This is a genomic window from Streptococcus sp. (assembly GCF_019414905.1).
In the GTDB taxonomy this organism is placed as follows: Bacteria; Bacillota; Bacilli; order Lactobacillales; family Streptococcaceae; genus Streptococcus.
Window position 1 is genome coordinate 1 of record NZ_DXLC01000253.1, and the last position, 5,356, is coordinate 5,356.

Here is a 5,356-nt window from a genome sequence, read left to right on the forward strand (position 1 = left end):
TGGTATAATCAAGATAGTAAATCTTTATGGAGGAAGTATGAAATTAAATATTCAAGAGATTCGCAAGCAGTCTGAAGGCTTGCATTTTGAACAAACGTTAGACCTAGCCGCAGACCTGCGTGCACGCAATCAAGAAATTTTAGATGTAAAAGATATCCTTGCAGTTGGGAAAGTACAATATGAAGACCGTATGTATTTCTTAGATTATCAACTATCTTACACCATTGTTCTTGCTTCAAGTCGCAGTATGGAGCCAGTTGAGTTAGTTGAATCTTATCCAGTCACGGAAGTTTTCATGGAAGGTGCAACTAACCAACTAGATCAGGAAGTTTTAGACGATGATTTGGTCTTGCCTATCGAAAATGGAGAACTTGACCTTGCTGAGAGTGTGTCAGACAATATCCTACTAAACATTCCTATCAAGGTCTTGACGGCTGAAGAAGAGGCTGGTCAAGGATTTGTTTCAGGAAATGACTGGCAAATCATGACAGAGGAAGAATACCAAGCTCAACAAGCAGTTAAGAAAGAAGAAAACAGTCCTTTTGCTGGCTTACAAGGACTATTTGATGGAGACGAATAATGGTCTTGTCAAAAAAACGCGCACGAAAGGTGCTAGAAGAAATTATTGCTCTGTTTCCAGATGCCAAGCCCAGTCTTGATTTTACTAATCATTTTGAACTACTAGTTGCGGTCATGTTGTCAGCTCAGACAACAGATGCAGCGGTAAATAAGGCCACGCCAGGTCTCTTTGCTGCCTTTCCAACGCCACAAGCCATGTCTGTAGCGACAGAGAGTGAGATTGCTTCACACATTTCTCGCCTGGGACTGTATCGGAATAAGGCTAAATTCCTTAAAAAATGTGCCCAACAGTTACTAGACGATTTTGATGGTCAAGTCCCTCAAACACGAGAGGAATTGGAGAGTTTGGCAGGTGTTGGTCGCAAGACAGCCAATGTTGTCATGAGTGTGGGCTTTGGAATTCCAGCCTTTGCAGTAGACACTCATGTGGAGCGTATTTGCAAACACCATGATATTGTCAAAAAATCAGCGACACCACTTGAGGTGGAAAAACGCGTCATGGATATCTTGCCACCGGAGCAGTGGTTAGCTGCCCATCAGGCCATGATTTATTTTGGAAGAGCTATTTGTCATCCTAAAAATCCAGAGTGTGACCAGTATCCACAGTTATATGACTTTAGCAATTTATAAGCAATTTATAAGATGGGGTTTCAAAAGTTTTTGCTTGATTTTAAGCATGCTTTGTGCTATAGTATTTGATAACTAAATATTCCTTTAAACCTGTCCCGTGAGGCAGGCAAGGAGCGCGATAAAGTAGAAGGGCGAAGTCTATACTGTTTGCAGTAGGGCTAGCTTAGCTATACATTTCAAGTCTCCTTGTTTAAGGAGACTTTTCTTTTTGGAGGTTTGTCATGAAGGCAAAAGAAGTTGTAGACGAATTGACCGTCAAACGAGCGATTACGCGTATTACTTATGAGATTATCGAACGCAACAAAGATTTGAATAAAATTGTCTTGGCTGGTATTAAAACTCGTGGTGTCTTTATCGCCCACCGTATCCAAGAACGTTTGGAGCAGCTAGAAAATCTTTCAGTTCCTGTTGTGGAATTGGATACCAAACCTTTCCGTGATGATGTTAAAAGTGGAGAAGATACTTCTTTGGTTTCTGTTGATGTGACAGACCGTGAAGTTATTTTGGTGGACGATGTGCTCTATACAGGCCGCACTATCCGTGCTGCTATTGATAATATTGTAGGTCATGGTCGTCCTGCGCGCGTGAGTTTAGCAGTTCTAGTCGATCGTGGACATAGAGAATTGCCAATCCGCCCAGATTACGTTGGAAAAAATATCCCAACCAGTCGTTCTGAAGAAATCATCGTAGAGATGGCAGAACTTGATGGCCAAGACAGAGTTCTGATTACTGAAGAAGCTTAGAAAGCTAAAGGAGTAGCCATGTCAGAAAATCAACAAGCATTGAACCATGTGGTGTCCATGGAAGACCTCACTGTCGAACAAGTGATGAAATTGATCAAGCGAGGAATTGAGTTTAAAAATGGAGCTCAGCTTCCCTATGAGGACCATCCGATTGTCTCCAATCTTTTCTTTGAGGATTCTACACGGACGCATAAGTCCTTTGAAGTGGCAGAGATTAAACTGGGATTGGAGCGACTGGACTTTGATGTGAAGACTAGTTCAGTCAATAAGGGTGAAACACTTTATGATACCATTTTGACTTTGTCTGCTTTAGGAGTTGACGTCTGTGTGATTCGTCACCCAGAGGTTGACTACTACAGAGAGTTAATTGCTAGTCCCACGATTACGATTTCCATCATCAATGGTGGAGATGGTTCGGGCCAACACCCTAGCCAGAGCTTGCTTGATTTGATGACCATTTATGAGGAATTTGGCCACTTTGAGGGTCTCAAGGTTGCGATTGCAGGTGACTTGGACCACTCACGCGTTGCCAAATCCAATATGCAGATTTTGAAACGCTTGGGAGCTGAACTTTACTTTGCTGGACCTGAGGAATGGAGAAGTCAAGAGTTTGCAGACTATGGACAGTTTGTAACTATTGATGAAATTATTGATCAGGTGGATGTCATGATGTTTCTTCGTGTGCAACATGAACGCCATGATAGTGGTGCAGTCTTTTCAAAAGAAGACTACCATGCTCAACATGGCTTGACTCAAGAACGTTATGATCGCTTGAAAGAAACAGCAATCCTCATGCACCCAGCTCCAGTCAATCGTGATGTAGAAATTGCAGATCACTTGGTTGAAGCACCAAAATCACGCATTGTCCAACAAATGACCAACGGTGTCTTTGTTCGAATGGCAATCTTAGAATCCGTACTGGCGAGTAGAAACGCCAACTAAAACACAAGACGTTAAAAGACGCCAGTGAGCGTCCACGAGAGGTGAAAATATGACAAAAAGACTTCTAGTATTAGAAGATGGCACAGTTTTTGAAGGCAAGGCCTTCGGAGCAGATATTGATGTAACAGGCGAAATCGTCTTTAATACAGGCATGACCGGCTATCAAGAATCCATTACAGACCAGTCTTATAATGGACAAATCTTGACCTTTACTTATCCTTTGGTAGGAAATTATGGAATTAACCGTGATGATTACGAATCCATTATTCCAACTTGTAAGGGAGTCGTTGTTTTCGAAGAGGCACGTAGAGCAAGTAATTGGCGAAATCAAATGACGCTGGATGAATTTTTGAAAGCCAAGAAAATTCCAGGTATTTCAGGAATTGATACGCGTGCACTCACCAAGATTATCCGTAAGCATGGTACGATGCGTGCAACCTTGACCCATGTTGGGGACAGCATGGACCATGTGACGGACCAGCTCCAAGCGACAGTCTTGCCGACAGACAATATCAAGCAGGTTTCTACTAGAACATCCTATCCAGCTCCAGGAGTTGGTTTGAGCGTGGTGCTAGTGGACTTTGGTCTCAAGCACTCAATCTTACGTGAGCTTTCTAAACGCAACTGTAATGTGACGGTTGTTCCGTATTCGACAACGGCTGAAGAAATTCTCCATCTCAATCCTGACGGAGTTATGTTGTCAAACGGTCCAGGTAACCCAGAAGATGTTCCACAAGCACTTGACATGATTCGTGGTGTGCAAGGAAAAATTCCAATCTTTGGTATTTGTATGGGGCATCAACTCTTTGCAATGGCAAATGGTGCTAAGACCTACAAGATGAAATTTGGACACCGTGGATTCAACCATGCGGTACGTGAAATTGCTACAGGACGTGTGGATTTTACAAGTCAAAACCATGGTTATGCAGTTAGTCGTGAGGATTTGCCAGAACACTTGATTATCACCCACGAAGAAATCAATGACAAGTCAGTTGAAGGTGTGCGTCACAGATATCAACCTGCTTTCTCTGTTCAATACCATCCAGATGCAGCCCCTGGTCCACACGATGCTAGCTACCTATTTGATGAGTTTATCGAGATGATGGAAGCTTTTAAACAATCAAACTAAGAACGAGTAAAAGCTCGTCGGAGAATTTATTTAATGTTGCCCTGAGAGGCGGCGAATAGAAAGGCAGGTCGTTTCTTTTAGTCGCTATCAGGCGAACTAAAAACTCCCTGCACTAGATTTTTTACCGAAAAGTATCGTTTCGCTAAAAAATCGTCGGAGAATTTATTTAATGGCAACCCGAGAGTTGCCGAATAGAAAGGAGAAGATACATTGTTCGCGGAAGTGAACACGCCCTAAGAACTGTGTGAAAAAGATAAACATCGTCTTGACGCTGAAGGCGTCTGCACCGAGTTTCCTATTTTCACTGTGTTCTTTACGGGCTTTGTATCATAAACTATGCCTAAACGTACTGATATTCAAAAAATTATGGTGATTGGTTCTGGTCCGATTATTATTGGTCAGGCTGCTGAGTTTGACTACGCTGGGACCCAGGCTTGCTTGTCGTTGAAAGAGGAAGGTTATGAGGTTGTCTTGGTTAACTCAAACCCTGCAACCATCATGACGGATAAGGAAATTGCGGACAAGGTTTATATTGAACCGATTACACTTGAGTTTGTAACGCGTATTCTTCGTAAGGAACGTCCAGATGCCTTGCTACCAACCCTTGGTGGGCAAACTGGTCTTAATATGGCCATGGAATTGTCTAAAAATGGTATCCTAGATGAGCTTGGTGTTGAACTTCTGGGTACTAAACTATCTGCCATTGATCAAGCGGAGGACCGTGACCTCTTTAAACAATTGATGGAAGAGCTCAACCAACCAATTCCAGAATCTGAAATTGTCAACACAGTCGAAGAAGCTGTTGCCTTTGCAGCAACAATTGGCTACCCAGTCATCGTCCGTCCAGCCTTTACACTTGGTGGTACTGGTGGTGGTATGTGTGCCAACGAGGAAGAATTGCGTGAAATCGCTGAAAATGGATTGAAATTGTCACCTGTTACCCAATGTTTGATTGAGCGTTCTATTGCTGGTTTCAAGGAAATCGAATACGAAGTGATGCGTGACTCAGCTGACAATGCTTTGGTTGTTTGTAACATGGAAAACTTTGACCCAGTTGGGATTCACACAGGGGATTCCATTGTATTTGCCCCTGCGCAAACCATGTCAGATTATGAAAATCAAATGCTACGTGACGCGAGCTTGAGCATCATTCGTGCCCTTAAGATTGAAGGGGGATGTAACGTTCAGTTGGCCCTTGATCCCCACAGCTTCAAGTACTATGTTATCGAAGTAAATCCTCGTGTATCTCGTTCGTCAGCCCTTGCTTCCAAGGCGACAGGTTATCCAATCGCTAAATTGGCTGCTAAGATTGCAGTCGGTTTGACCTTAGATG

6 protein-coding genes are annotated in these 5,356 nt (G+C 42.9%); all 6 read left to right on the forward strand.

From position 1 onward, the window contains the following. Positions 1 to 37: 37 nt before the first annotated feature. Positions 38 to 580: a DUF177 domain-containing protein gene (locus QZ359_RS07635; RefSeq protein ID WP_000773212.1), complete on the forward strand. Its 543-nt coding sequence runs from the start codon at positions 38 to 40 to the stop codon at positions 578 to 580. Next, entirely contained in the window at positions 580 to 1,209 is a 630-nt protein-coding gene (nth, locus tag QZ359_RS07640; protein WP_000244443.1) for an endonuclease III, read from the forward strand. Before QZ359_RS07635 ends, nth begins: the two co-directional genes overlap by 1 nt. Positions 1,210 to 1,430: 221 nt before the next feature. Continuing rightward, positions 1,431 to 1,952 carry a bifunctional pyr operon transcriptional regulator/uracil phosphoribosyltransferase PyrR gene (pyrR, locus tag QZ359_RS07645; protein WP_000644747.1) on the forward strand — a complete coding sequence of 174 codons (522 nt, stop codon included), beginning with the start codon at positions 1,431 to 1,433 and terminating at the stop codon, positions 1,950 to 1,952. Between the two features lie 18 nt (positions 1,953 to 1,970). After that, on the forward strand, positions 1,971 to 2,894 hold the full coding sequence (locus QZ359_RS07650) for an aspartate carbamoyltransferase catalytic subunit (RefSeq protein ID WP_293965236.1): 924 nt from the start codon (positions 1,971 to 1,973) through the stop codon (positions 2,892 to 2,894). A 49-nt stretch (positions 2,895 to 2,943) separates the two neighbouring features. Next, positions 2,944 to 4,023 carry a carbamoyl phosphate synthase small subunit gene (locus QZ359_RS07655; protein ID WP_033687096.1) on the forward strand — a complete coding sequence of 360 codons (1,080 nt, stop codon included), beginning with the start codon at positions 2,944 to 2,946 and terminating at the stop codon, positions 4,021 to 4,023. Positions 4,024 to 4,359: 336 nt separating this feature from the next. Beyond that, positions 4,360 to 5,356, forward strand: a 997-nt coding sequence (carB, locus tag QZ359_RS07660) for a carbamoyl-phosphate synthase large subunit (protein ID WP_293965240.1), incomplete at its 3' end; no start/stop codon positions are given.

Bases quoted from the DNA above. Each gene is read 5' to 3' on its own strand.
- pyrR (WP_000644747.1), top strand. From the start codon at position 1,431: ATGAAGGCAAAAGAAGTTGTAGACGAATTGACCGTCAAACGAGCGATT.
- QZ359_RS07655 (WP_033687096.1), top strand. From the start codon at position 2,944: ATGACAAAAAGACTTCTAGTATTAGAAGATGGCACAGTTTTTGAAGGC.
- QZ359_RS07635 (WP_000773212.1), top strand. From the start codon at position 38: ATGAAATTAAATATTCAAGAGATTCGCAAGCAGTCTGAAGGCTTGCAT.
- nth (WP_000244443.1), top strand. From the start codon at position 580: ATGGTCTTGTCAAAAAAACGCGCACGAAAGGTGCTAGAAGAAATTATT.
- QZ359_RS07650 (WP_293965236.1), top strand. From the start codon at position 1,971: ATGTCAGAAAATCAACAAGCATTGAACCATGTGGTGTCCATGGAAGAC.